The following is a 23,840-nucleotide window of genomic DNA, read 5'->3' on the forward strand; positions in this document are numbered from 1 at the left end:
CTTTCATGACCATTACTCGTGAGAAGCGGCGTCATTGGTGAACCAATGCTCGCGCGCCTTCATGATCAGGGTCTTGGCTTCGTCCGCAGACTGGCCGGTGATTTCTGTGAGTTCGTCAACGGCCAGATCGGCCAGATCGTCGCGGGTGTGCACGCCGCCGTCTGCCAGCTTGCCGATCAGTTCGGGAGTCAGGCCTTCGAGGTCGCGCAGGTTCTGGGAGACTTCATCCACGCTCTCCTCGTGTGCGATTTCCATCGTCAGCAAGGCGTTCTTGGCGCGGGTGCGCAGCTCGTTGACAGTTTCCTCGTCGAAGCTTTCGATTTCCAGCATTTCCTGCAGCGGCACATAGGCCACTTCTTCCAGGCTGGTGAAACCTTCGGCAATCAGGATGTCGGCGATTTCCTCGTCCACATCGAGCTTTTCCATGAACAGCTTGCGGCCGGAATCGGTTTCGTTGGCCAGCTTCTGGGCCGACTCGGCGGCATCCAGAATGTTGATGCGCCAGCCGGTGAGGTCCGAGGCCAAGCGCACGTTCTGGCCGCCACGGCCGATCGCAATGGCCAGGTTCTCTTCGTCCACCACCACGTCCATGGCGTGGCGCTCTTCATCCACCACGATGGAGGACACGTTGGCCGGCGCCAGCGCGCCAATCACGAACTGGGCTGGGTCTTCGCTCCACAGCACGATGTCCACGCGCTCGCCGGCGAGCTCGTTGGTCACGCCGTTGACGCGGGTGCCACGCACACCGACGCAGGTACCGATGGGGTCCACCCGCTTGTCGTGCGACAGCACGGCGATCTTGGCGCGCGAACCGGGGTCACGGGCGCAGGACTTGATCTCCAGCAGGCCTTGCTCGATTTCCGGCACTTCCTGGCGGAACAGTTCCACCATGAATTCCGGTGCGGAGCGCGACAACAGGATGGGAGCGCCGCGCAGGGTCAGGTCCACTTCCATGATCATGGCGCGAACGCGATCGCCGGTGCGCAGGTTTTCCTTGGGGATCATCTCGCTGCGGCGCAGACGGCCTTCGACGCGGCCGCTTTCCACAATGATGTCGCCCTTGTCCATGCGCTTGACCGTGCCGACGAAGATTTTCTCGCCGCGGGACATGAACTCGTTGAGCAGCATCTCGCGCTCGGCGTCGCGGATCTTCTGCAGGATCACCTGCTTGGCCGCCATGGCGCCAATGCGCCCGATGGGCACGGACGGCACGGTTTCCTCGATGTACTCATCCACCTCGATGTCCGGAATCTGCTCCTTGGCTTCGAACAGCAGGATTTCCTGGTCCGGCAGCTGCAGGCCCGCTTCATCGGGGACCACGTGCCAGCGGCGGAAGGTTTCGTAGTTGCCGCTATCGCGGTCCAGTGCGACGCGGATATCCACATCGCCGGGGTACAGCTTTTTGGTCGCCTGGGCCAGGGCCGCCTCGACGGCACCCAACACCACATCACGCTCTACGTTCTTTTCACGTGAGATTGCTTCTACCAGCATCAACAGTTCGCGATTCATGCCATGACTCTCCTGAACACTCGATTTAACCAATACAAAACCCAAAAAATCCAGGGCCCCGGTTCACCAGGAACCCGTTGCCCGCCATTGCCTATCCGGCGTCGCCCTCGCCTGCGCCCGCCGCACCGCGGCCCTTGAAGCTCACAAGAGGGGCCAGTCGCGCATCCCGCAGCTCGTCCAGGGTGAACCCCATGGCCTGCAACGGCGGCGGCACCCGTTTTTTGCTCACCCGCTGGCCGGGCTTGGCCTCCGGCGCATCGCTCCAGACGATTTGCCAGCCCACCGAACCATCCTGCGCCACCACACGCTCCAGCGTGCCGCGAAATTTCTTGCGATTGGCGTTGACGGTGCCACTGGCCGCTGCGCCAATGGGCGCCTTCAACGTCAGGTCGACCACATGGCCGACGAAACGCTCAAAATCCTGCGCATGGCGCAAGGGGCGGTCGATACCGGGCGAGGAAATCTCCAGCCGCTTGTACTCGATGCCATCCACTTCCAGCGCGAACTGCAGCTGGCGGTTGACTTTTTCGCAGTCTTCCACATTGATGAACTGCTCCGGTGTCACCGCGCCTTCGGCGGGCTTCACCCACGGCAAATCGATGGTGACGCGCAGCAGGCCACCGGCGGAGCGTTCAATCTCCACCAGGTCATATCCCAGACCGCGCACGGTTTGTTCAACAATGTCCTGCAATGCCACTTCGATTCAGTCCGTTCAAAAACAATCGGCCAAAAAAAACGGGCGGTAATTACCCGCCCGTTTGGTCGTGAGCTTGGATTGTACTGCAAAAGAGGCCTAAGTGCCTTGATTCGTAAGGAATTATTCGGCGGCTGCCAGCAAAATCCGGGTGTATTCCTGCCGCGGCTGCTCAAACACCTGCTCCACCGGCCCACTTTCAACAATCTGCCCGGCCTGCATCACCACCACCTGGTGGGCCATGGCACGGATCACCGCCACGTCGTGGGTGATCAGCAGATACGCCAATCCGTGCTCGCGTTGCAGCCGCTGCAGCAGTTGCAGGATCTGCTGCCCCATGCTCACGTCCAGCGCGCTGGTGGGCTCATCCAGTACCAGCAGCCGGGGCTGCACGATCAGGGCCCGGGCAATGGCAATGCGCTGGCGCTGCCCCCCCGAAAACTGGTGCGGATAGCGTTGCAGGAGGCCGGGGAACTGGCTCTCATTGAGCCCGACCTCGGCCAGTGCGGCCAGAACACGTGCCCGGCGGGCACCGGCATCCAGCGCCGGCTCGTGCACCAGCAGGCCCTCACCCACCACAGCCTCCACGGTCAGGCGGGGAGACAGCGAGCCAAACGGGTCCTGGAACACCACCTGCACGCGCTGGCGCAAGGCCCGGTCGTCCGCCGTGCCCCAGCGCTGGCCCATGACCTCCAGGGAACCCGTAAACCGCAACAGGCCCAGCACCGCCAGCGCCAGGGTCGACTTGCCGGAACCGGACTCCCCCACCACCCCCAGTGTCTGGCCGCAGGGCAGGTCCAAATCGGCCCCGGCAACCGCCACAAAGGCGCCGCTGTGGAACCAACCGCGCAAGCCCGGTTGAGGCACCGGGTAACTCACCTGCACACCGCGTGCCGTCAGGGCCGCCGGCGCGTTCGCCAGCGGCAGCACCACGTCGCGCACCGGCCGGCTGTCGAGCAGGCGCCGGGTGTAGGGATGCCGGGGCGCGGCAAACACCACCTCCACGGTCCCCTGCTCCACGATATGGCCGTCTTCCATCACGGCCACCCGGTCGGCGAACCGGCGCACCAGGTTCAGGTCGTGGGTGATGAGCAGCACCGCCATGCCGCGGGACTGCTGCAGTTGCGTCAACAGGTCCAGGATCTGCTGACGCACCGTGACGTCCAGCGCCGTGGTGGGCTCATCGGCCAGCAGCAGTTGTGGGTTGCACGCCAGCGCCATGGCAATCATGGCCCGCTGGCGCTGGCCGCCCGACAGTTGGTGCGGGTAGGCCCTGGCGCGCCGCTGCGGCTCCGCGATGCCGGTATCTGCTATCAATTGAATAGCTACTTGCGCAGATTCTGCGGGCCCCAAACCTCTTTTCAACTGTAAAACTTCGGCGATCTGCTCGCCAATGGTGAGAACCGGGTTCAGGGCCGTCATGGGCTCCTGGAAGATCATTGCAACGTCCTGGCCGCGCAGGGCCTGCAGCTGGCGCGGCGGCAACTGCAGCAGGTCCACGCGGCCCTGCGCCTGCGCAAACAGCGCCTGCCCCCAGACGCTGGCGCCCTGGGCCAGGCCCAACAGGCTCAGGGCCGTGACCGTCTTGCCGGAGCCCGACTCCCCCACCAGCGCCAGTTTCTCTCCGGGCTGGATCTGGAACTCAAGCCCGTGCACCACCTCGCGGCCCGCGAACGACACGCTCAAGTCCTGCACCTGCAGCAGGGGCGCGCTCATGTTTCCGCCTTTCGGGGGTCCAACGCGTCCCGCAGGGCATCGCCCATCAGTGTCAGCAGCAGCAGCGTGACGACCAGAACGGCAAAGGTGGAGAGCGAAATCCACCAGGCATCGATGTTGTTCTTGCCCTGCGACAGCAACTCTCCCAGCGACGGGGTTCCGGGCGGCACGCCCAGCCCCAAAAAGTCCAGCGAAGTCAGGGCCAGGATGGCGCCGCTCATGCGAAATGGCAGAAAGGTGACCACCGGCGTCATGCTGTTGGGCAGCACATGGCGCACGATGATGGTCCAGTTGGACACGCCCAGTGCCCGGGCAGCGCGCACGTAGTCCAGCTGGCGGTTGCGCAGGAATTCGGCACGCACATAGTCGGACAGGCCCATCCAGCCAAACAGGCTCAGCAGCACCAGCAACAGGGCAATGCTGGGGGCAAAGACCGCACTGAAAATGATCAGCAGGTACAGCTCCGGCATGGCGCTCCAGATTTCAATGAAGCGCTGGAAGGCCAGATCGGTCTTGCCGCCAAAGAACCCCTGCACCGCCCCCGTGACAACGCCCAGGACCACCCCGGTGATCGTCAGCGCCAGGGCAAACAGCACACTCACCCGGAAACCGTAAATCAGCTGCGCCAGCAGGTCCCGGCCCCGGTCGTCCGTGCCCAGCCAGTTGGCCCGGCTCGGGCCGGAGGGATTGGGCTCGGCGGCAAAGTAATTGAGCGTCTTGGGGCCGTAGGGATTGGGGGCAAACAACGCCCAGTTGCCCGGCTCCCGCAAGCGCTGGCGAATGAACGGGTCCAGGTAGTCGGTGGGGGTGGCGAAATCTCCGCCAAAGGTGGTTTCGGGGTAATCCTTCCACATCGGGAAATAGGTCTGCCCCTGGTACACCACCACCAGCGGCCGGTCGTTGGACACCAGTTCGGCCAGCAGGCTGACCAGCAGCAGGGCACAGAACACCAGCAGGCTCACGTAGCCCAGCCGGTTGCGCTTGAAGCGCAGCCACGCCCGCCGGGACGGGCTGGGGTAGTGCACGGGGGTCGGGGTATCAGTCGAATTTGACACGCGGGTCCGCCCAGACGTAACAAAGGTCGGAAACCAGTTTGGTCACCAACCCGATGAGAGTGAATAGGTACAGGGTTCCCATGACCACCGGGTAGTCCCGGCGAATCACGCTTTCGTAGCTCAGCAAGCCCAGTCCGTCCAGGGAAAACAGGGTCTCGATCAGCAGCGAACCAGTGAAGAACGCCCCCACAAAAGCGGCCGGAAACCCGGTAATGATGGGAATGAGCGCGTTGCGCATCACATGGCGCCACAGCACCTGGCGCTCTGAGAGTCCCTTGGCACGGGCCGTCACCACGTACTGCTTGCGAATCTCCTCCAGAAAGGCATTCTTGGTCAGCATGGCGGTGACGGCAAAGCTGCCCATGACCATGGCCGTGACCGGCAAGGCGATGTGCCATAGATAGTCGACGATGCGTGCGCCCCAGGCCATCTGCTCCCAGTTGCTGGACGTGAGCCCGCGCAGGGGAAACCACTGCAGTTGCCCGCCAAAGATGACCAGCAGCGCCACCCCCAGCACAAAACCCGGAATGGCATAGCCCACCAGGATCAGCAAGGTGCTCACCAGATCAAAGCGGGAGCCGGCCCGCACCGCCTTGGCAACCCCCAGCGGCACGGCAATGAGGTAGCTGATGAAAAAGGTCCACAGCCCCAGACTCATGGACACCGGCAGTTTTTCCCAGATCAGCTCCGAGACCGCACGGTTCTGGAAAAAACTCCTGCCCAGGTCGAAGCGGGCAAACTGCTGCAGCATCTGCCAGAAGCGCTCGGGCGCGGGCTTGTCAAAGCCGTACAGCGCCTTGGCCTGCGCGATGCGTTGGGGGTCCACCCCCTGGGCCCCGCGGTAACTCAGCCCACCCTCGGCGCTGGTTCCTGCTCCGGCCTTGGCCTCGGCCAGGTATTGCTCCACCGGACCGCCGGGCACGAACTGGACCACGGCAAAGGTGACCAGAAGAACGCCCAGCAGCGTGGGCACCATCAGCAGCAGCCGTTTCAAGGTGTAGAGCAACATGGTTTACTTCGTCCACCAGGTGTCAATGGCCCAGGTTTCGCCCTGGGAATACGGCGGCACCTGCGCCGGCAACGCCAGCCGCCAGGCGTTGTAGGCCATGCGGTGCGTAGGTGCCGACCATTGCGGCACCAGCAGGTGGCTGTGGCTGATGACGCGGTCCAGCGCCCGGCAGGCCGGCAGCAGATCGGCCTTGCGCTTGGCGCCCGTCAGGCGCGTGATGAGTGCGTCCACGGCCGGGCTCTTGATGCCGCTGTGGTTGCCCGAATCCTCCTGGTCGGCCGCCTTGCTGCCAAACAGGTCGGCAAACTCCTGACCGGGGTTGTTGGTGCCCTGGTAGGCCAGGGAGGTGATGTCAAAGTCGAATTTCTGCAACCGCTGCTGGTACAGCGCAAAGTCCACCGGGCGGAACACCAGCTTGACACCAATCTTCTCCAGGTTGCGTGCCCAGGGGCTGACGACACGGGCTCCGGCTTCGTTGCTGTCGAGGTATTCCAGCACCAGCTCCTCGTTGTTGGCGTTGCGCAGCGCGCCGTCGCGGTACGTCCAGCCCGCCTGCCGGAGCAAGGCCTGCGCCTGGCGCAGGTTCTCGCGCAGGCTGTGCGACCCATCGGTACGCGGTGCCTGCGCCATGGGACCGAACACGGCGGCGGGAAGCTGCTGGCGCCAGGGCTCCAGCAGCGCCAGCTCCCGCGCATCGGGCAGACCTGTGGCCTGGCACTCGGTATTGCCGAAAATGCCCTGGACCCGCTGGTAGGCGCCGTAGAACATCTGGCGGTTCATCCACTCGAAGTCCAGCGCCAGCCCCAGGGCCTGGCGCACGCGCACGTCCTTGAGCTTGTCACGCCGGGTATTGAGCACATAGCTCTGAAACCCCGTGGGCAGGCGGTGGCGGAACTCGGCCTTGACCAGTTCACCCGAATCAAAACGCTTGCCATTGACGCGACGCGCCCAGTCGCCGGCGGAGAAAAAGCGCATCAGATCGAATTCACCAGCCTTGAGCGCCTCCAGGCGGGCCGTGTTGTCCTTGTAGATCTTGACCGTGATGCGGTCGAAATTGGCGGTGCCGCGACGCACATTGAGGTCTTTGGCCCAGTACTGCGGATCGCGTACGTAGGTGATGTCCTTGCCAAAGTTGACCGGACCGATACGGTAGGGGCCACTGCCGATGGGCATGTCCATGACCACCTGGTCAAAGGGCTTGGCCTTGCCGTCCACCACGCCCCACTGGTGGCTGAAGATGGGCAGGCCACCCACGGTCAGTGGCAACTCGCGGTTGGGGCGTTTAAAGCGAAACCGCACCGTCTGTGCATCCACCACCTCGGCACCCGCCACGTCCTCCAGCACGGTGCGGTAACCCGGCGAGGCATACGGACCGACCAGGGTATCGAAACTGTATTTGACGTCCTGTGCCAGCACCGGATCGCCGTTGTGGAAGCGGGCCTGGGGTCGTAGCCTGAACGTCGCGCTCAGACCGTCGGGAGCCACCGTCACATCCTGCGCCAGCAGGCCGTAGCCGGCAGCCGTTTCGTCCAGCGAGCCCGCGAGCAGGGAGTCGAACATCAGGTTGGTCAGATACGCCGGCGCCGACCCCTTGATGGTGAACGGGTTGTACTTGTCGAACGTGGAAGTCCGCTGGTTGCTGACCAGCCGCAATTCCCCGCCTTTGGGGGCATCGGGATTGACATAGGCAAAATGCGCAAAGTGGGGCGGATATTTCAGTTCCCCCCACAAGGAATAGCCGTGCGCGGCCCAGCTGGTTTGCACCGTCAATGACGCGATCAGTGACAGCACAAAAATCAGGGGGGTTCGCATGCGACAATTCTGCACCAAGACACGCAATTGATAAGAGGACGAAATGGGATTTTTAACAGGCAAGAAATTGTTGATCACGGGTGTATTGTCCAACCGCTCCATCGCGTATGGCATTGCCCAGGCCTGTCATGCTCAGGGCGCGGAGCTGGCGTTCAGCTACGTGGGCGAGCGCTTCAAGGACCGCATTACCGAGTTTGCGGCCGAGTTTGATTCCAAGTTGATTTTCGATTGCGACGTCAGCAGCGACGAGCAGATTGACAAGATGTTCCGGGACCTGGCCAAGACCTGGCCCACCTTCGATGGCTTTGTGCACAGCATTGGTTTTGCCCCACGCGAAGCCATTGCCGGCAATTTCCTGGACGGCCTGAACCGCGAGAGCTACCGCGTCGCGCAGGACATCAGCGCCTACAGTTTCCCGGCCCTGGCCAAGGCCGCACTGCCGTATCTGAACGACAAGTCGGCGCTGCTGACCCTGAGCTACCTCGGCGCGGAACGCATTGTCCCGAACTACAACACCATGGGTCTGGCCAAAGCCGCCCTGGAAGCCTCGGTACGCTACCTGGCCGAAGCGGTGGGCGTCACGAAGGATGGCCGCAACATCCGCGTCAACGGCATCAGCGCCGGCCCCATCAAGACACTGGCGGCCAGCGGCATCAAAGACTTTGGCAAGCTGCTCAGCTACGTGGCGGCAGCTGCACCCTCGCGCCGCAACGTGACGATCGAGGAAGTGGGCAATGTCGCGGCATTCCTGCTCAGCGACCTGGCCAGCGGCATGACGGCCGAAATCACCTACGTGGACGGCGGGCACAGCAAGACCATGGGCGTCGCCGAGAACAACCCCATCTGATTGCATAGAAAAACGGCTGTCAGACCCGCAAACTCTGCGCTGACAGCTATCAAAAAAATAGCGCCTCAAGGGCGCTATTTTTTTTGTCTACCGGTCGGCTTATTTCACGCAGTCGGCGTAGTAGCGCTTGACGCCGTCGGCGTCGCGTTCCTCCACCAGGCCGTGGATGTCGGTTTCAAACCCCGGGCACTTGGCATTGAATTCACGCGAGAACTTGAGGTAGTCGACGATCTTCTTGTTGAACACCTCGCCCGGAATCAACAGCGGAATGCCGGGCGGGTACGGCGTGACCAGACCCACCGTGATGCGGCCTTCCAGGTGATCGATCTCCACCCGCTCGGTCTTGCGTAAGGCGATGTGGGCGTAGGCGTCGCTGGGCTTCATGGCCGGCGTCAGATCGCTGAGGTACATGTCGGTGGTCAGCCGGGCAATGTCGTACTTGGCGTACAGCGCGTGCACGTGCTGGCACAGATCGGCCAGGCCCATCTTCTCGTAGATGGGATGCGCCTTGCAGAACTCCGGCAGGATGCGCCACATGGGCTGGTTCTTGGCGTAGTCGTCCTTGAACTGCTGCAGCGCGGTCAGCATGCTGTTCCAGCGGCCCTTGGTGATGCCGATGGTGAACATGATGAAGAAGCTGTAGAGCCCGGTCTTTTCCACCACCACGCCGTGCTCGGTCAGGAACTTGGTCACGATGCTGGCCGGAATGCCGGTCTTGGCGAACTTGCCGTTCAGGTCCATGCCCGGGGTGACGATGGTGGACTTGATGGGGTCCAGCATGTTGAAGCCGGTGGCCATCTTGCCGAAACCGTGCCAGTTAGCCTTGGCGTTCTTGGATTCGCCCTTGATGATCCAGTCGGTGGCGCGGCCGATGCCCTCCTCCACCAGCTTGTCCGGTCCCCAGACCTTGAACCACCAGTCGTCGCCGTACTCCTCGTCGACCTTGCGCATGGCGCGGCGGAAGTCCAGGGCTTCGGCAATGCTCTCCTCCACCAGGGCCGTGCCGCCGGGGGGCTCCATCATGGCGGCGGCCACGTCGCAGCTGGCAATGATGCTGTACTGCGGTGACGTGGAGGTGTGCATCAGGTACGCCTCGTTGAACAGCGGGCGGTCCAGTTTGGTGGTCTGCGAATCCTGCACCAGCACATGGCTGGCCTGGCTGATACCGGCCAGCAGCTTGTGGATGGACTGGGTGGCGTACACCACGGCTTCCTTGGGCCGAGCGCGGTTCTTGCCCATGGCGTGGTAGGTGCCGTAGAACGGATGAAACGCCGCGTGCGGCAGCCAGGCTTCGTCGAAATGCAGGTTCTCCACGTAGCCATCGAGCATCTTCTTGATGGTTTCGGTGTTGTAGAGCACCCCGTCGTAGGTGGACTGGGTAATGGTCATCACCCGCGGCTTGACGGCCTTGGCATCCACCCCCTTGAGCAGCGGGTTGGCGCTGATCTTGCGCTGGATGGCTGCCGGCTCGAACTCCTCCTTCGGAATCGGGCCAATGATGCCGAAGTGGTTGCGCGTGGGCTTCAGGAACACGGGAATGGCCCCGGTCATGATGATGGCGTGCAGGATGGACTTGTGGCAGTTGCGGTCCACCACCACCACATCGCCCGGTGCCACGGTGTGGTGCCAGACAATCTTGTTGCTGGTGCTGGTGCCGTTGGTCACGAAGAAACAGTGGTCGGCATTGAAGATGCGAGCCGCGTTGCGTTCGCTCTCGCCAATGGCGCCGTTGTGGTCCAGCAACTGGCCCAGCTCCTCCACCGCGTTGCAGACGTCGGCGCGCAGCATGTTCTCGCCATAGAACTGGTGGTACATCTGACCCACCGGGCTCTTGAGAAAGGCCACGCCCCCCGAGTGACCCGGGCAGTGCCAGGAGTAGGAGCCGTTGTCGGCATAGTCCAGCAGGGCCTTGAAAAACGGAGGCTGCACGCCTTCCAGATAGCTCTTGGCCTCACGGATGATGTGGCGCGCCACAAATTCGGGCGTGTCCTCGAACATGTGGATGAAGCCGTGCAACTCGCGCAGGATGTCGTTGGGGATGTGGCGCGAGGTCTTGGTCTCGCCATAGACGTAAATGGGCACATCCAGGTTCTTGCGCCGCACCTCCTCAATGAAGTGGCGCAGGTTGAGCACGGCCGGGTCCAGGTCCGGCCCGGGCGTGAACTCCTCGTCGTCAATCGACAGGATAAACGCGCTGGCGCGGCTCTGCTGCTGGGCAAACTGGCTCAAATCGCCGTAACTGGTCACACCCAGCACTTCAAACCCTTCAGTTTCGATGGCATGCGCCAAGGCACGGATACCCAGCCCCGATGTGTTTTCGGAACGAAAGTCTTCGTCAATGATGACAATGGGAAAGCGAAATTTCATGACAGGCCCCGTCCAACGGCGAAAAATGGAGAAAACAGGCGCGAAGTGTAAGGACTAATTGACTCCTGACGGTTTTAGTACGGTCCTTTTGCTTCAAAATGTCGCGATCACAACACACGCAAGGACCTTATGGCCGAATCCACTCTCTGGTGGCTGCTGACCGGCACTGCCATTGGAATCGAGTTGCTGACCGGCACCTTCTACCTGCTGATGCTGGCCATCGGCTTGGGGGCTGGGGCTCTGGCCGCCCACGGTGGCATGTCCCCCGCGGGGCAGATTGTGGTGGCGGCCGTGGTGGGCGTGGGGGCGGTGCTGGGCTGGCGCCAGTACCGGCAGGCGCAGCCGGCGTCGGCACCTGCCAGTGCCAACCACGACGTGAATCTGGATATCGGCGAAACCGTGCAGGTGGACGCCTGGAACCCGGATGGCACGGCCACGGTGAAGTACCGGGGGGCCAACTGGGCGGTATCCTGCACCGCGGTGGGCCCCCTGCCAGCCGGCAAGTACCGTGTGGCCGAGGTGGTGGGCAGCCGGCTGGTCGTGACCCCTTTGTAAACCCGGGCTGACCCCGGGCCAGGCTTTTTTTGTTTTCAGGAAGGAAACCCCATGCAAATCGGATTGGTATTACTGGTGATTGCCGTGCTTTTCATCGTCAAGTCGGTGAAAGTCGTACCCCAGCAACACGCCTGGGTGGTGGAGCGGCTGGGCAAATACAACGGCACCCTGACACCCGGGCTCAGTTTCTTGATGCCCTTCATTGACCGGGTGGCCTACAAACATGTCCTGAAGGAGATTCCGCTGGACATCCCCAGCCAGGTCTGCATCACCCGTGACAACACACAGTTGCAAGTGGACGGCATCCTGTATTTCCAGGTGACCGACGCCATGCGCGCCAGTTACGGCTCGAGCAACTACATCATGGCTATCTCGCAGCTGGCGCAGACCTCGCTGCGCTCGGTCATCGGCAAGCTGGAGCTGGACAAGACCTTCGAGGAGCGGGACATCATCAACGCCCAGGTGGTGCAGGCCATTGACGAAGCGGCCCTGAACTGGGGGGTGAAGGTACTGCGCTACGAGATCAAGGACCTGACACCGCCCAAGGAAATCCTGCATGCCATGCAGCAGCAAATTACCGCAGAGCGCGAGAAGCGGGCCCTGATTGCCGCGTCCGAAGGCCGCCGCCAGGAGCAGATCAACATTGCGACCGGTGAGCGCGAGGCTTTCATTGCCCGCTCGGAGGGCGAAAAACAGGCAGCCATCAACAAAGCCCAGGGTGAAGCGGCCTCCATTCTGGCCGTGGCCGAGGCCAACGCCCAGGCCATCGAGCGTGTGGCAGCCGCCATTCGCCAGCCCGGCGGCGACCAGGCGGTGCAACTGAAAGTGGCTGAAAAGGCGGTCGACGCCTACTCCAAAGTGGCAGCCGAGGCCACCACCACCCTTATCGTGCCCAGCAACATGACCGAAGTGGCCGCGCTGATCGGTTCTGCCATGAAAATGGCCCAGCTCCCGAAGTAGACGTGGCTCAGTCCGGCGTGGCCGGCTGGACCAGCACGATCTGCCAGGACGGCTCGTACGGGGGAACATGGCATTCGACGATGTGTCCTGGCGCCACCTGGAGAGTCAGACCACAAACATCTGCGCGCACGGGCAAAGTGGCACAGGCGCGATCCACCAGCACCACAGCATGGACGGTCTTGACGCCCTTGGTCAGCAGGTATTGGACTGCCCGAAACATCGAGAACCCGCAGTAAAGGACGTCGTCCACCACGACCACCACCCGGCCTGACAAGTCGATGTGGGCGTGCTCGGGCTGCTCGGTCAGCTGCGTCTGCGGATGCAACAGGGTCAGATCGTCGGCATAGCGCTTGATCGACAGGTCGATGCGCTCCACATCCGTGGCAGGCAAAAGCGGCTTCAGGCGCTCAAACAGCTGGTCCGCCAGCGGCGCACCGCGACGCAGCACCCCGACCAACGACACCCGTTCAATACCCGCCAGTTTCGCCGCAAGCGCCGCGGCCATGGTGTCGAGCACGGCATGAAGCTCCCGGCTGCCGTAAACCGTCGTGCGTTGCTCCACCGTCATCACGACCTCCAAATTGACTTACATCAAATCACACCCAGAACCCATACCACGGAAATCCATTTTCAATCGGCGACCCCGGGCAGACTTGATAAGTCACAAGTCATCCTCACGTCACAGGTCTCCAATCCATTTTCTGGAAGCCGCCATGTCCAACGTCCGCCGTCCCGCAGTTGCCGGTGCCTTTTACCCGGGGCAGGGGCCAGCGTTGGCCAGCACGGTCGACAACCTGCTGCGCGCCGCCCAGGCACAGGTTAATGGCAGCGTGGAGGTGCCCAAGGCGCTGATCGTGCCCCACGCCGGCTACATCTATTCGGGCCCCACCGCCGCCCTCGCCTACGCGCAGCTGGCCGCCGCCCGCGGCACCATCCGCCGGGTGGTGCTGTTGGGCCCGGTGCACCGGGTCGCCGTCCGCGGCCTGGCCCTGCCCGGAGCCACCGCCTTTGCCACTCCGCTGGGAGAGATTCCGATTGACCTGGACGCCGTAGCGACACTGGCGCATCTGCCGCAGGTCGTTACCAGCCCTGCCGCCCACGCGCCCGAACACTCGCTGGAGGTGCAATTGCCCTTTCTGCAGACTGTGCTGCAGGATTTCACGCTCCTTCCCCTGGCCGTAGGGGATGCCACGCCAACCGAAGTGGCACAAGTGCTGGAAGCGCTCTGGGGTGGCCCGGAAACACTGGTTGTGGTCAGTTCCGACCTCTCCCATTTCCTGCCCTACCGCACAGCACAGGGCGTCGACCAAGGCACCGTGCAGCGTATCCTGAACCTGGACGGACCGATCCAGCACGAACAAGCCTGCGGTGGCACCCCAATCAATGGGTTGCTCCTCGCCGCCCGGCACCACCATCTCACCCCCCGCCTGCTGGAGCTGTGCAACTCCGGCGATACCGCTGGCGACAAGCAGCGCGTAGTGGGCTACACCGCCATTGCCTTCACGGAGCCGCCCCATGACCTCCACTAACCCGGGACAAACCCTGCTGCCCATTGCCCGGGCATCGATAGCCGGTGCCCTGGGACAGCAGCTCGACGCCAGTGAAGAGGCTCCCTGGCTGCAGGAACTGGGTGCCTGCTTCGTCACACTGACCCAGCAGGGCGAACTGCGTGGCTGCATCGGCACACTGGAAGCCCGCCGCCCCTTGCTCGCCGACGTCAAGGCCAACGCCCGGGCAGCCGCTTTTCAGGACCCACGCTTTTCACCCCTGGTCGCACGGGAACTGGAGCACACGGAAATCGAGGTGTCCCTGCTGTCGTCGATGCAAGCCATGGCCTTCTCCAGCCAGGCCGACGCATTGGCGCAACTGCGGCCGGGCGTCGACGGTGTGCTGTTCGAATACGGCCACTTTCGCGCCACCTTTCTGCCGCAGGTTTGGGAGCAGCTGCCAGCAGCTTCTGCATTTATGGCCCACTTGAAACGCAAGGCCGGACTGTCACCGGACTTCTGGGCCCCCGATGTGCGGATGCAACGCTACACCGTCAGCAAGTGGAAGGAGGCAGACTTTCCCCTCGCAGCAGAGGCTGCCAACAAAATCCGGAGGACATGATGCAGGAATCCACCTACCCGGGCCGCTACTGGCATCGGATGGATGATGGCCGCATCCAGTGCGACCTATGTCCCCGCGACTGTAGGCTGCGCGAAGGCCAGCGCGGCGCCTGCTTTGTGCGTGCACGCCAGGGGGATCAGATGATCCTCACCACCTATGGGCGCTCGTCGGGCTTTTGCATCGACCCGATCGAGAAAAAACCGCTGAACCACTTCTACCCGGGCAGCAGCGTGCTCTCATTTGGCACAGCCGGCTGCAACCTGGCCTGCAAGTTCTGCCAGAACTGGGACATCAGCAAATCGCGGGACATGGACCGCCTGATGGATCAGGCTTCGCCTGAAGGCATTGCCATGGAAGCCGAGAAATACGGCTGCAAGAGCGTGGCCTTCACCTACAACGACCCGGTCATTTTTGCCGAATACGCCATGGACGTGGCCGATGCCTGCCACGCACGCGGCATCCAGACCGTAGCCGTCACGGCAGGTTACATGCACGATCAGGCACGGCGCGACTTTTACGCCAAGATGGACGCCGCCAATGTGGATCTCAAGGCCTTCACCGACGACTTCTATTTCAAGTTGACCGGTTCACACCTGCAGCCGGTGCTCGACACGCTGGTGTACCTGCGCCATGAAACCAACGTCTGGTTTGAAATCACCACGCTATTGATTCCAGGCCATAACGACTCCGACGCCGAACTCACCGCCCTGAGCCGCTGGGTCATGAAAGAGCTGGGGCCCGATGTGCCCATCCATTTTTCGGCCTTCCATCCGGACCACAAAATGCCCGATGTTCCCGCCACGCCTCCGGCGACTCTCATACGGGCACGCCAGATCGCCTTGCGGGAGGGGCTTCTCCACGTGTACACCGGCAACGTGCACCACCACGAAGGTGACACCACCTTGTGCGCGGGCTGCCACGCCCCGCTGGTCGTGCGCGACTGGTATGAAATCAAGCAGTACCGTCTCACCGGAAGCGGCCATTGCCCGGACTGTGGCATGGCCCTGGCGGGCCGCTTTGATCCGTTGCCAGGAGATTTCGGTCGCAGACGGATTCCGGTTGCGATCACAGCCAGGTAAAAACCGCCCGATCCGGCCGAGCCCGGATGACCTGGCATACAGCCCAGGGAAACAGGCCCTGGAATGGGAAAAGCCCCGTAGCGCAATGCACTACGGGGCTTTTCTTTTTCTGGCGGAGCAGGCGGGATTCTTGAATCACGTATTCATGCGGGCCCCAGAGCCTCGGCGCAAATTTCTACCTACACTTGTACCCACATTCAATCACCCGGCCATCATCCGTCTGACGACGGCAATGCAGTGGGAAACCGTGGCCGCCTTTGCAGTATGCCCCTTGTCGATCAAGGCCTTTCGGTAGGCCTGCAGGGCTTCAATCAGGGCTTTGGCTTCGATCATGGTGTGGGCGGCAGCGGATGCCTGCGGTCTTCGATGTCCAGGATCTTGTTGAGCTGGTCGCTCACCGCGCCGTACTTGGTACGGCAGATGGCGATGAACTCCCCGACGTCTTGATCGGTGGCAACGGCGTCGGCCGCACTCGCAGGCTCGCCGGCAGCGGTTCCGCCTGGCTGATCACCGGGGGGGGCTCCGATCGCGTTGAGCACGCCGACAGTTGGTGCATCAAGGCAAGCACGGCCAGACAGATGAGCGATCTTTTCACGGGCTACTCCTAGTTGGGTGTTGAGCTGGTCGACGGCAGCCAGGTGCTGGCCATCCTTCTTGTCGTTGAACAGGCGCTGCATCCGCTGGTCGCTGGCCAGGGCCTCAGACGCCACCCTCGCCTTCTCTTCCTGGTCGGCCTTGTCCTCGGCCTTGGCGCGGTCGTAGCCGCGCCCCTCGATGTACTGCTCAGCAAAGAACAGCGCAGCCAGGAGGGCCAGAACGGCCGCGATCTTGATGAGGATGCTGGTCATGGTCGGTAAATCCCCTGGTCTTCCGGTTGTGGATAAACGGGCCGGCTCAGATACCGCTCCTGCAGCTCCTGCTGCTGACGGCGCTGGTCCCGCTTGAGGCGTGTGTCGATAGCGCGCTCGGCGCTCCGAACGCGGGGCTTGGTGCGTTTGTGGTTCATGCTTTTACCCACTTCCCATCCCGGATGAATCCGTGGTCTCCGCATGCACGGCAGGCAAGGCTCGGAGAGAGCGTCACCGGGTGGTCTGAAACGAGATCCCAGCTGCTCTCTGGAATGCCACTCGGGAACTCTGCTGACCACGCATGCCCTCGGAACGAGATAAAGCTCTCGCAGAGCTTTCCCTCTGGCGTTTTGTGGGTCACGATGGCGCCCGCGCGACTGTCCTCTTTGTAGCTGGTGAACTCAATCGTGTGGTCATCACCAAGATCGATAACTTCATCGGTCATGCCAGGGCCTCCTGCGCCTCGCCGATCAGGCGCTTGCGTTCGGCCAGGCCGATCAGGCCGCCGTTGATGCGCTCGGTCTCTTTCTCCGGGTCGCCGATCAGGTCGTCGGTGATGGTGTCTTCCCACCACAAGATGCACGCCTCCAGGGCATACCGCGGCTGCTCCAGCAGCTCGGGCTGGTTGACCAGGTCCTGCCCCATGAGCTCGCCCACATGCGCATAGTTCTTCTGGCCGGTGAGGCCGATGGGCGTGCGGGCACGGTACTTCCAGCCGTCACCAGGCGCAGTGTTGCCCATGCGGCCGCCGTACACCTTGTTGGCCAGCGCCTCGGGGTTGTGCGCGTAGGGCCGCGCGTCGTCCAGCGTGGGGAAGCGCTTGGGCCACACTTGGCATAGGCGCTCGGCGCTGTAGTTCATGTTCTCGGTCAGATCCTGCAGGTGGTTGCTTTCATGCAGGATCTGGCCCAGGAAGTCGGGCAGCTCAGCATCGCCCAGGTTGAAGCTCTTATCGGTGACCACATCGGCGAACACCTCGGACCAGATGGCCGCGACGATGGGTTTGACACCGCACTGGATCAGGATGTAGTTCCACTCGGCAGCATTTTTCATGGTCAGCCTTCTTTCACACGGGTTCGGACAATCAGTACGGCAAAACCCAGCAGCGCGGAGGTTTCGGCCAGTGAGGGATGGCGGTGGTTCACGGACTCCCACGGGTTCACATCGATACCCAGCAGCAGCAGCAGCGGTGTGGCCAGCGCACCGCCGGCGCCCAGGGCCAACAGCGCCCAGGCCAGCGCCTTGAGTCCGTCCACCACACGGTCACGGCAGCTCAGTCCAGGCGCAAAGGGCGCAGTGCGCTCCAGCTTGTTGAGTGCCTCGGCCAGGACGATGAACCCGGCCACCCAATGCGCGATCTGCAGCGTGGTGCTCATGGGTTGGCACCTCCGGATGCAGCGGGTGGCGTGGGTGGCGACGCTCCGAACCTGGCAATGACGATGAGCAGCACCCGCTGGGCACCACCACCGACACCAAAGGCACCGCTGAGCAGCAGCGCATCGGGCATGTTGGCCAGCAGCAGGGCCAGCGGCGTGAGGTAGCCGGCGGTCACGCTGCTGGCCACCGCGACGAAGATCCGCTTGAAGGTGGTGCGTACAAGCTGCTGCCAGGTGTCGCCATCGCTGGGAACGCTGTTGAGCAGGATGATGGCCACCAAGCTCCCGAAGAATCCGGCGATCAATACGTCAGCCCGCAGGCCAAGCGGAACGCCAAAGGCGGTCAGCATCGGCACAGACAGGCCTGCCGCGGCGTAGGTGGCTACGGCCACCGTTGTCGAAGTTGGTTCTGGCATGGAATTCCTCGGGTGCAATGGGCGTAAAAAAAGTCGCTATGAGGCGGCTTGTTGGAGTGCAGGCGTCTATACCGCCTTGATGTGTCGCCCGCTCGGGCTCTTGGTGTTGATCCACTTGGCCAATCGGATGAATAACTGCTGCCGCGGACCGAGTGCTATTACCAGATGCTCCAGCATGTCGCTCACCGTTCGCTCACCGGCGCGCGGCCAGCGACCGGCTAGGATGGGGAAGCTGCTGCGGGCCACAACCAGGTCGGCGAAGTAGGCCACGACCAGTGCGGCCTTTTCCCACGCGGATGCGGTTTCCTGGTTCTCGTATGCGCGCAGCGCAGGCTTTAGCAACGCCACCAGGACCAGTGGCGGCAGCATGAAGGCGATGGATATGGCGGTTGCGTAGATCATGCGTCTACCTCTGAAAACGCCTTTTCCATTGTCGTCGGAAGAGTACCCCGGATGACCAAGTATCTGGAAAGTACAACCCCATCAACCAGGTCTGGGTCCGTTGGCAAATTGCTTGTAATGGCAAGCAGATCAACCACGGCAGCATCTGTCAGCGCCCAGATGGTTGTATCTCCGGAACGGGCAAGACGACCAGCAATGTCGTTCAACCGAATGATGATCTTTTCTCGCACGCTGCGAAGCTGACTCAGCTTGACGTCAAGCGTTCGCGCTGCGCGCTCGGCGGTGGAAGTCGATACCTCTTCCGCAGTTGCCTCGCGGTCCCCTGGTGCGCAGTCACCTTCGTAGAGTTGGCCTTGTGAATTTATCCACATTTCCAATTCCTCTCAGTTTCAAATACCAATTTGAAATTGGCGAGCGACGTGATGCCAACGTTACCAGCACCCGTATTCTTGTTGATGAGAGAAATTCCGCCTCCGCCAGTAGTCACGAAGGTTGTCAGGCGAGTGCCACCTGGAACGGCGGCGTAGACCGAAGCGCCACCTTGCGATGGCGTACCGCCAGCAATCGGTAGTCGTTCACCCGCCACATACCCAGATGCAGCATCGTTTGCAACGCACTCGATGAACACCTTGTGGTCGCAGCGGGAAGCACCTACATAGTGATTCTTGGTGTAGAGCGTGGCGACAGCGAGTGAGGTTTGTTCTCCGTAGTAGCTGCCGTTCAGCGCATACGAAATAACGCTTGTTATGGTCGATCCGCCTGCAACACATTCGCCCATGAAGACCCGTTGAACAGCTACCCACGCGGACCCACTCCAGCGTTTCATGGTTTTTGTCGTCAGATCAAACCAGTGCTGGTCAGTTGCCGGAGATCCAGGGGCCGTTGTGCGGTCAAGATAGGGGTACAGGCTGACCCCGTATGTGATCGCACCAGTTGAGACATTGCGGTCAGCATAGAGATAGTTGGTTGTGGATGCCGTAATGCCTGACCATGCACTTGCCACATCGGCCGTAATTCGCCCAACGTAGTCAATCGCACCGTTTACCCCAAAGCCCGCCGCAAAGTTGAGGGAGATGGGGACTGCTGTTGCAGCCAGATTCACTGCGAGTCCAGTACCTGCAGAAATGAAATTGGCCTGCCCGTTGGCATCGACTGATCCGGTGGATACGGTCTGACGGGATTCAACTGACACCGATCCTCCAGCGGCGGAAGGTAACGGGTCACGAACAATCCAGTTCGTTCCATCGGATTCCACATCAGAGAGCATCCCAGACGTGATGACCGGATCGACCAGCGAACCCGTGCTGTCGTACTGCTTAAGTGGAAGAGCAGTTTGCCCACTTGCGGCCAGCGTGCATGCACCACTCGTAGCGAAGTTGAATGCGGCACGTAATCGCGTATTGGCAGCGTTTGTGACAGCAGGACTTGGAGTTATAACGTAGGCTCCAGCTGACCCGGTTGTCGGGAATGCTGTTGCTGCTTGGGTCTGATTCGCAGGCATGGCCGCGTTACTTAGCTTGCCCCAGTTAATCCAGCCAGAATTTGCAGCGTTGCGCTGTTTCAGCATGTCGTTGGCTGAATCTGCCCACCACTGATAGGCGTATGTTGTTGCCGGAGCAGTTGCCCCACCGCTCTGCGACACAAGAGCAGCAGCCAAGCTGTTCAGATCAGACCGAAACGATGCCCCGGGCTGGTTGGAAATAGTCATTGCATGTTGGCTCATTTGGCACCTCCCATGGCGTCAACGCTCTTCTTGAATTCGGCTACGAACTGCACCAGCAGCGGAGACGTTGCGCCCTGCTCCAGCGCCCACTGCGCAAGCGCGTTGACAGCCTGTTCCACGCTTACTTGCCCGGGCTCTGCCAGTGCCCTGTTGTCGGGAAGCGGGTCGAACCGTTGATGTTCGGCATTCCACACGTAGCGGCCTGGCTGCAGGTCGCAGTCGGCAGGTACCGGAACCACCACGGCCGGTGGATTCGATGGGTCCAGTGTTGTGACGCCGAAATAGACGCCGTTGATGTCCAGGTTGGCGATGGTTTGCGGCGGTTGCTTTATGGCTACGGCATCTTTTTTTGCTGTTCGCATAGGTTCCTCTCAAAATTCATGGGCTGCTGCGCGCCGTCACGGTGAGCGTGGAGACGGCAATGTTGTGGGTCGGGCTGGCGCTGGCTAGGTCAAGACGGAACTGCACGGCCCAGCAGGTGACGTCAGCCGTCAGGAATGGGGCCCAGTCGCTCCATACCGGAGAGCCGGTGGGGTCGGTTTGGGTTGTGCGGTAGAACACAGTTGCGTCGGTGTCGTTGATGATCCCGCCGTCCACGCTGTCCCAGTCGTCAATGAAACCGCGGTCATCCAGCAAATCACCGACATCGCTGGACAGCGCCTGAACGATGGCGCTTATGCGGCGCGATAACACTGCGCCGAAGTTCATGACACTGTCGAATGTGTAGCTCCCGGACGGTGCCACGCCGCCGAGGGTGTCGATGTAGCCCCATTCGTCCACCAATCCGGCCATGCTGTCGATCAGCGTAGATCCGTCCAGCGTGAGCGTGCTTCCCGAGACTGCAAGGCCAGTTTTTGCACCCGCAAACCCTGGTGCCTGCACGCTTGTATGGGTGGTAGTGAATCCAGTAACCTGGCTCTCAGTGGCTACGTAATTGACAGATTCAGGGCCGTAGTTTCCGGAGCTGTCCAGCGCCTTTGCCATGTAGGTGCCGGTGAGCAGGGGTAGCGTGGCATTGACGGCATCCCCGTTGAATTCGTCCATCAGGATGCCGTTTTCCCAAATGGCTCCCGTGGTCAGCGGGGTATGGCGGATCATGATGCGGCCACCAACCAGAACGTCCAGATCCGGGGATAGGTTCCAGCCGGCATAGGCCCGGCCTGCGATGGCTATAACGTTCAAGCCTGTCAGGTTTTCGGGTTGCGATGTCTTCCCATAGACCTCTTTGGTGGCTGTAACCGATTGCGATCGCGCGCCAATGGTGTTGAAGGCCGTCAGGATGAACTCGTATGTCCCAGGGTCAACCGGCTGTATGTCCACCGACGCCGTGTCGCTGGAAACCGTTTCCCAGTTCCCGCCCTGGGCCCGGTACTGCAGCTCGTACCGTGCGGCATTTCCTGACCAGGAAGCGGTTAGACGGGTTCCAACCACCACGGGTGTCGCCAGGTAAAGGCTCTCGGAGATTTCCAGATCAGTTGGTGCAGCCTGCCTGCTAGAAAGTGTGCTGGTTGGAAGAGCCTCAAGAACGATGTCCTGCTCAATTTCCAGGTACTTGCTGGGAGAATATTTCAGCGCAGTGATTTCTGCATTTGTTCCGTCTGCCTCTGCAATGCTGATTGCGCGCCATGTCTCTGGGACCAGATTGCTAGCGGCCAAGACCCACATGGCCATGGCCTGCGGGGCTGTTGTAAAGGCAGGAGACACTGCCAACGCGGACGTTGTACCCGACGCAGTGACAACCGCCCTGCTCTCAACAGACCCGTCTGGAAGCACGGCCCACAGCGTGTAGGTGGCTGCGCCGTCCAGCGTTACAGGTGCATCCAGCGTCAGGATGGTATCGGTAGCGGACAGCAGGCGTCCGCCCATGCGCACACCGGCGCGCACGGGATCCGATGTCTGGAAAATTTCACCGGGCGCTACCGAAAGTCCGTCCATCCCGGTCTTGAAGCTAATCGTCTCGGTTTCCTTGCGCTCGGTGTACAGGATGCGCCGGCCATATCGGTGGGCCTGTCCGCGCGATGTGCAACCCAGTGCTACCACCTCGGTTTGCACGACACCGTAGAGGGCAATGCCTTCCGGATCCTCTACGTACTCGATTTTTTGCTTGTATCGGTCATCCGGATCATTCCAGCTCACCAGGGCCACGGTGTGGCGAGTTTTCACGCTGCTTCCGCTGTAGTTGAATACCCCATCTATGACGTTTGCAGGCGTGAACAACGCAACCGGGTCAGACGGAGAATCCTGCACGGGAACGATGGAACCACCACCCCAGAAATTCATGCCGCAGAAAATTGCGGCCATGTCGTTGATGACCTTGAATGCCTCTTCCCGGGTCTGCAGGTACAGGCTGCAGGTAAAGCGTGGCTCTGTCCCACCGAAACCGTCTGGAACCAGTTCGTCGCAATACTGACCAATCTCGTACAGCGACCACTTGTCCACCTGGTCGGGAGCAATGAAGTCTCCAAGGCCATAGCGTTCGCTGGTCACCATGTCGTAGAAGCACCAGGCTGGGTTGTCGGTCCATTCGGTGGTGAAAGTTCCGTCCCATACGCCGGTGTAAGCGCGGGTTTCCGGGTTGTAGTTGCTGGGCACGCGCACCTTCAAACCCATCAGCTCATATCCGCGGCTCGGGATGGCATTGAACCGCTGGGCATCGATGGACAGGGCAACCAGCGCGGAGTTCGGATAGCGCAGTTTGGCGTCAACGATCTCGGTGTAGCTGTCCCAGTACGTGGCGTTATTCAGTGCGCTGGAAGTCGAGTCTGCAGTCAACCGGCGAACGCGCACATCCCATGGTCCGGCTCCTGTAAGTTCAATGCGGTAGGCGCGCTGGTATCGGCTGGTGGTCTTTCCGCTGATGGTGTCGGCTACCTTCTCTACATAGCCCCCACCAGCCGTCTGCACGTCGATGGCGATGGATACCGATGTACCACTCAGGTCACCGTTTGATGTGTTTTGCGAGCTGAGCGACGGAACCGATATGGTCACGCGCACGGCATTGGTATTGGGGTTGCTGATGGACCGGACAACGGGAACCGCGGCCTTGATGTCAACTGACACCGCTGACTCAGCTTCTACGGCGCCAAAGCCCGGGATGTAGCTTTGCGACTGGGTCCCAACAACCGACGCCACCGTGGCGCCTGAGAAGTTGTAGGTGCCGTCATCATTTTGCAGCGGCGTGTTGTCCAGGTAGATGGATTTCAGGCCGCCTACCAGACCTACGATTTCACCCTCAGAAACCAGATCCAGAACACGTGCGTACTGGATGGAGCGCAGGCTGTCCGGAGACTCAACGGGCGTGCGTCCGCCTCCACCACCGTCTTTCCCACCACCGCCACCAGATCCACGGATTTGTCGCATGGC

The 23,840-nt window shown here is 61.7% G+C and carries 26 protein-coding genes; 6 read left to right on the forward strand and 20 right to left on the reverse strand.

Annotated features, from left to right (window positions below):
* Positions 1-12: 12 nt before the first annotated feature.
* From nusA to AC1Q5W_RS05180, 6 genes are all read right to left on the reverse strand, one after another.
* On the reverse strand, positions 13-1,509 hold the full coding sequence (gene nusA, locus AC1Q5W_RS05155) for a transcription termination factor NusA (RefSeq protein WP_492643069.1): 1,497 nt from the start codon (positions 1,507-1,509) through the stop codon (positions 13-15).
* A 91-nt stretch (positions 1,510-1,600) separates the two neighbouring features.
* Positions 1,601-2,206 (reverse strand): ribosome maturation factor RimP, encoded by a 606-nt coding sequence (gene rimP, locus AC1Q5W_RS05160; protein WP_492643070.1) that lies wholly within the window; start codon positions 2,204-2,206, stop codon positions 1,601-1,603.
* A 120-nt stretch (positions 2,207-2,326) separates the two neighbouring features.
* A complete protein-coding gene (locus AC1Q5W_RS05165) occupies positions 2,327-3,919 on the reverse strand; it encodes an ABC transporter ATP-binding protein (RefSeq protein ID WP_492643071.1) in 1,593 nt (530 codons plus the stop codon).
* Positions 3,916-4,974, reverse strand: coding sequence for an ABC transporter permease (locus tag AC1Q5W_RS05170; protein ID WP_492643072.1), 1,059 nt, complete (start codon positions 4,972-4,974; stop codon positions 3,916-3,918). The genes AC1Q5W_RS05165 and AC1Q5W_RS05170 overlap by 4 nt, the downstream gene beginning before the upstream one ends.
* Positions 4,958-5,983: a microcin C ABC transporter permease YejB gene (locus AC1Q5W_RS05175; RefSeq protein ID WP_492643073.1), complete on the reverse strand. Its 1,026-nt coding sequence runs from the start codon at positions 5,981-5,983 to the stop codon at positions 4,958-4,960. The genes AC1Q5W_RS05170 and AC1Q5W_RS05175 overlap by 17 nt, the downstream gene beginning before the upstream one ends.
* A 3-nt stretch (positions 5,984-5,986) precedes the next feature.
* The gene (locus AC1Q5W_RS05180; RefSeq protein ID WP_492643074.1) at positions 5,987-7,795 is read right to left on the reverse strand and encodes an extracellular solute-binding protein; all 1,809 of its coding nucleotides are present in this window, start codon (positions 7,793-7,795) and stop codon (positions 5,987-5,989) included.
* A gap of 43 nt (positions 7,796-7,838) precedes the next feature.
* Between AC1Q5W_RS05180 and fabI the strand changes: the two genes are divergently transcribed.
* Positions 7,839-8,642: an enoyl-ACP reductase FabI gene (gene fabI / locus AC1Q5W_RS05185; RefSeq protein ID WP_492643075.1), complete on the forward strand. Its 804-nt coding sequence runs from the start codon at positions 7,839-7,841 to the stop codon at positions 8,640-8,642.
* A 99-nt stretch (positions 8,643-8,741) separates the two neighbouring features.
* On the opposite strand, the gene AC1Q5W_RS05190 is transcribed toward fabI, so the two are convergent.
* Positions 8,742-11,009, reverse strand: coding sequence for an Orn/Lys/Arg family decarboxylase (locus AC1Q5W_RS05190; protein WP_492643076.1), 2,268 nt, complete (start codon positions 11,007-11,009; stop codon positions 8,742-8,744).
* A 129-nt stretch (positions 11,010-11,138) separates the two neighbouring features.
* Here AC1Q5W_RS05190 and AC1Q5W_RS05195 point away from each other — a divergent pair, with 129 nt between their 5' ends.
* Both AC1Q5W_RS05195 and AC1Q5W_RS05200 read left to right on the forward strand, forming a co-directional pair.
* Entirely contained in the window at positions 11,139-11,564 is a 426-nt protein-coding gene (locus AC1Q5W_RS05195; protein WP_492643077.1) for an NfeD family protein, read from the forward strand.
* Between the two features lie 51 nt (positions 11,565-11,615).
* Positions 11,616-12,524, forward strand: coding sequence for an SPFH domain-containing protein (locus tag AC1Q5W_RS05200; RefSeq protein WP_492643078.1), 909 nt, complete (start codon positions 11,616-11,618; stop codon positions 12,522-12,524).
* Positions 12,525-12,531: 7 nt separating this feature from the next.
* Here AC1Q5W_RS05200 and AC1Q5W_RS05205 read toward each other — a convergent pair whose 3' ends face one another.
* Complete coding sequence (locus AC1Q5W_RS05205; protein WP_492643079.1) at positions 12,532-13,092, reverse strand: phosphoribosyltransferase family protein; 561 nt, start codon at positions 13,090-13,092, stop codon at positions 12,532-12,534.
* A gap of 145 nt (positions 13,093-13,237) precedes the next feature.
* Here AC1Q5W_RS05205 and amrB point away from each other — a divergent pair, with 145 nt between their 5' ends.
* Genes amrB through amrS form a run of 3 tightly spaced genes read left to right on the forward strand, consistent with a single transcriptional unit; the run spans position 13,238 to position 15,712 of the window.
* Positions 13,238-14,053 (forward strand): AmmeMemoRadiSam system protein B, encoded by an 816-nt coding sequence (gene amrB, locus AC1Q5W_RS05210; RefSeq protein WP_492643080.1) that lies wholly within the window; start codon positions 13,238-13,240, stop codon positions 14,051-14,053.
* Complete coding sequence (gene amrA, locus AC1Q5W_RS05215) at positions 14,040-14,633, forward strand: AmmeMemoRadiSam system protein A (RefSeq protein WP_492643081.1); 594 nt, start codon at positions 14,040-14,042, stop codon at positions 14,631-14,633. The genes amrB and amrA overlap by 14 nt, the downstream gene beginning before the upstream one ends.
* The gene (gene amrS / locus AC1Q5W_RS05220) at positions 14,633-15,712 is read left to right on the forward strand and encodes an AmmeMemoRadiSam system radical SAM enzyme (RefSeq protein ID WP_492643082.1); all 1,080 of its coding nucleotides are present in this window, start codon (positions 14,633-14,635) and stop codon (positions 15,710-15,712) included. The genes amrA and amrS overlap by 1 nt, the downstream gene beginning before the upstream one ends.
* Positions 15,713-15,913: 201 nt before the next feature.
* On the opposite strand, the gene AC1Q5W_RS05225 is transcribed toward amrS, so the two are convergent.
* The 12 genes from AC1Q5W_RS05225 to AC1Q5W_RS05280 form a co-directional block, all read right to left on the reverse strand.
* Positions 15,914-16,045, reverse strand: coding sequence for a hypothetical protein (locus AC1Q5W_RS05225; protein WP_492643083.1), 132 nt, complete (start codon positions 16,043-16,045; stop codon positions 15,914-15,916).
* The gene (locus tag AC1Q5W_RS05230) at positions 16,042-16,560 is read right to left on the reverse strand and encodes a hypothetical protein (RefSeq protein WP_492643084.1); all 519 of its coding nucleotides are present in this window, start codon (positions 16,558-16,560) and stop codon (positions 16,042-16,044) included. The genes AC1Q5W_RS05225 and AC1Q5W_RS05230 overlap by 4 nt, the downstream gene beginning before the upstream one ends.
* Positions 16,557-16,718, reverse strand: a complete 162-nt coding sequence (locus AC1Q5W_RS05235) for a hypothetical protein (protein ID WP_492643085.1) — start codon at positions 16,716-16,718, stop codon at positions 16,557-16,559. Before AC1Q5W_RS05235 ends, AC1Q5W_RS05230 begins: the two co-directional genes overlap by 4 nt.
* Positions 16,715-17,005 (reverse strand): hypothetical protein, encoded by a 291-nt coding sequence (locus AC1Q5W_RS05240; protein WP_492643086.1) that lies wholly within the window; start codon positions 17,003-17,005, stop codon positions 16,715-16,717. The genes AC1Q5W_RS05235 and AC1Q5W_RS05240 overlap by 4 nt, the downstream gene beginning before the upstream one ends.
* Complete coding sequence (locus AC1Q5W_RS05245) at positions 17,002-17,613, reverse strand: glycoside hydrolase family 19 protein (protein WP_492643087.1); 612 nt, start codon at positions 17,611-17,613, stop codon at positions 17,002-17,004. Before AC1Q5W_RS05245 ends, AC1Q5W_RS05240 begins: the two co-directional genes overlap by 4 nt.
* A 2-nt stretch (positions 17,614-17,615) precedes the next feature.
* Positions 17,616-17,936, reverse strand: coding sequence for a hypothetical protein (locus tag AC1Q5W_RS05250; protein WP_492643088.1), 321 nt, complete (start codon positions 17,934-17,936; stop codon positions 17,616-17,618).
* Positions 17,933-18,352 carry a hypothetical protein gene (locus AC1Q5W_RS05255; RefSeq protein WP_492643089.1) on the reverse strand — a complete coding sequence of 140 codons (420 nt, stop codon included), beginning with the start codon at positions 18,350-18,352 and terminating at the stop codon, positions 17,933-17,935. The genes AC1Q5W_RS05250 and AC1Q5W_RS05255 overlap by 4 nt, the downstream gene beginning before the upstream one ends.
* Before the next feature lie 66 nt (positions 18,353-18,418).
* Complete coding sequence (locus tag AC1Q5W_RS05260; RefSeq protein ID WP_492643090.1) at positions 18,419-18,754, reverse strand: hypothetical protein; 336 nt, start codon at positions 18,752-18,754, stop codon at positions 18,419-18,421.
* Entirely contained in the window at positions 18,751-19,125 is a 375-nt protein-coding gene (locus AC1Q5W_RS05265; RefSeq protein ID WP_492643091.1) for a hypothetical protein, read from the reverse strand. The genes AC1Q5W_RS05260 and AC1Q5W_RS05265 overlap by 4 nt, the downstream gene beginning before the upstream one ends.
* Entirely contained in the window at positions 19,116-20,477 is a 1,362-nt protein-coding gene (locus AC1Q5W_RS05270) for a hypothetical protein (protein WP_492643092.1), read from the reverse strand. Before AC1Q5W_RS05270 ends, AC1Q5W_RS05265 begins: the two co-directional genes overlap by 10 nt.
* Positions 20,474-20,839, reverse strand: a complete 366-nt coding sequence (locus AC1Q5W_RS05275) for a hypothetical protein (RefSeq protein ID WP_492643093.1) — start codon at positions 20,837-20,839, stop codon at positions 20,474-20,476. Before AC1Q5W_RS05275 ends, AC1Q5W_RS05270 begins: the two co-directional genes overlap by 4 nt.
* Before the next feature lie 16 nt (positions 20,840-20,855).
* Positions 20,856-23,837 carry a TipJ family phage tail tip protein gene (locus AC1Q5W_RS05280; protein ID WP_492643094.1) on the reverse strand — a complete coding sequence of 994 codons (2,982 nt, stop codon included), beginning with the start codon at positions 23,835-23,837 and terminating at the stop codon, positions 20,856-20,858.
* Between the last annotated feature and the right edge of the window lie 3 nt (positions 23,838-23,840).

This window comes from Rhodoferax sp. MLSD5-FHT05B10, from assembly GCF_058793415.1.

Bases quoted from the DNA above. Each gene is read 5' to 3' on its own strand.
- fabI (WP_492643075.1), top strand. From the start codon at position 7,839: ATGGGATTTTTAACAGGCAAGAAATTGTTGATCACGGGTGTATTGTCC.
- AC1Q5W_RS05260 (WP_492643090.1), bottom strand. From the start codon at position 18,754: ATGATCTACGCAACCGCCATATCCATCGCCTTCATGCTGCCGCCACTG.
- AC1Q5W_RS05280 (WP_492643094.1), bottom strand. From the start codon at position 23,837: ATGCGACAAATCCGTGGATCTGGTGGCGGTGGTGGGAAAGACGGTGGT.
- AC1Q5W_RS05275 (WP_492643093.1), bottom strand. From the start codon at position 20,839: ATGCGAACAGCAAAAAAAGATGCCGTAGCCATAAAGCAACCGCCGCAA.
- AC1Q5W_RS05255 (WP_492643089.1), bottom strand. From the start codon at position 18,352: ATGCCAGAACCAACTTCGACAACGGTGGCCGTAGCCACCTACGCCGCG.
- AC1Q5W_RS05195 (WP_492643077.1), top strand. From the start codon at position 11,139: ATGGCCGAATCCACTCTCTGGTGGCTGCTGACCGGCACTGCCATTGGA.
- nusA (WP_492643069.1), bottom strand. From the start codon at position 1,509: ATGAATCGCGAACTGTTGATGCTGGTAGAAGCAATCTCACGTGAAAAG.
- AC1Q5W_RS05270 (WP_492643092.1), bottom strand. From the start codon at position 20,477: ATGAGCCAACATGCAATGACTATTTCCAACCAGCCCGGGGCATCGTTT.
- AC1Q5W_RS05190 (WP_492643076.1), bottom strand. From the start codon at position 11,009: ATGAAATTTCGCTTTCCCATTGTCATCATTGACGAAGACTTTCGTTCC.
- AC1Q5W_RS05240 (WP_492643086.1), bottom strand. From the start codon at position 17,005: ATGACCGATGAAGTTATCGATCTTGGTGATGACCACACGATTGAGTTC.
- AC1Q5W_RS05250 (WP_492643088.1), bottom strand. From the start codon at position 17,936: ATGAGCACCACGCTGCAGATCGCGCATTGGGTGGCCGGGTTCATCGTC.
- AC1Q5W_RS05205 (WP_492643079.1), bottom strand. From the start codon at position 13,092: ATGACGGTGGAGCAACGCACGACGGTTTACGGCAGCCGGGAGCTTCAT.
- AC1Q5W_RS05180 (WP_492643074.1), bottom strand. From the start codon at position 7,795: ATGCGAACCCCCCTGATTTTTGTGCTGTCACTGATCGCGTCATTGACG.
- amrB (WP_492643080.1), top strand. From the start codon at position 13,238: ATGTCCAACGTCCGCCGTCCCGCAGTTGCCGGTGCCTTTTACCCGGGG.
- amrS (WP_492643082.1), top strand. From the start codon at position 14,633: ATGCAGGAATCCACCTACCCGGGCCGCTACTGGCATCGGATGGATGAT.
- amrA (WP_492643081.1), top strand. From the start codon at position 14,040: ATGACCTCCACTAACCCGGGACAAACCCTGCTGCCCATTGCCCGGGCA.
- AC1Q5W_RS05200 (WP_492643078.1), top strand. From the start codon at position 11,616: ATGCAAATCGGATTGGTATTACTGGTGATTGCCGTGCTTTTCATCGTC.
- AC1Q5W_RS05175 (WP_492643073.1), bottom strand. From the start codon at position 5,983: ATGTTGCTCTACACCTTGAAACGGCTGCTGCTGATGGTGCCCACGCTG.
- AC1Q5W_RS05230 (WP_492643084.1), bottom strand. From the start codon at position 16,560: ATGACCAGCATCCTCATCAAGATCGCGGCCGTTCTGGCCCTCCTGGCT.
- AC1Q5W_RS05235 (WP_492643085.1), bottom strand. From the start codon at position 16,718: ATGAACCACAAACGCACCAAGCCCCGCGTTCGGAGCGCCGAGCGCGCT.
- AC1Q5W_RS05225 (WP_492643083.1), bottom strand. From the start codon at position 16,045: ATGATCGAAGCCAAAGCCCTGATTGAAGCCCTGCAGGCCTACCGAAAG.
- AC1Q5W_RS05245 (WP_492643087.1), bottom strand. From the start codon at position 17,613: ATGAAAAATGCTGCCGAGTGGAACTACATCCTGATCCAGTGCGGTGTC.
- AC1Q5W_RS05265 (WP_492643091.1), bottom strand. From the start codon at position 19,125: ATGTGGATAAATTCACAAGGCCAACTCTACGAAGGTGACTGCGCACCA.
- AC1Q5W_RS05165 (WP_492643071.1), bottom strand. From the start codon at position 3,919: ATGAGCGCGCCCCTGCTGCAGGTGCAGGACTTGAGCGTGTCGTTCGCG.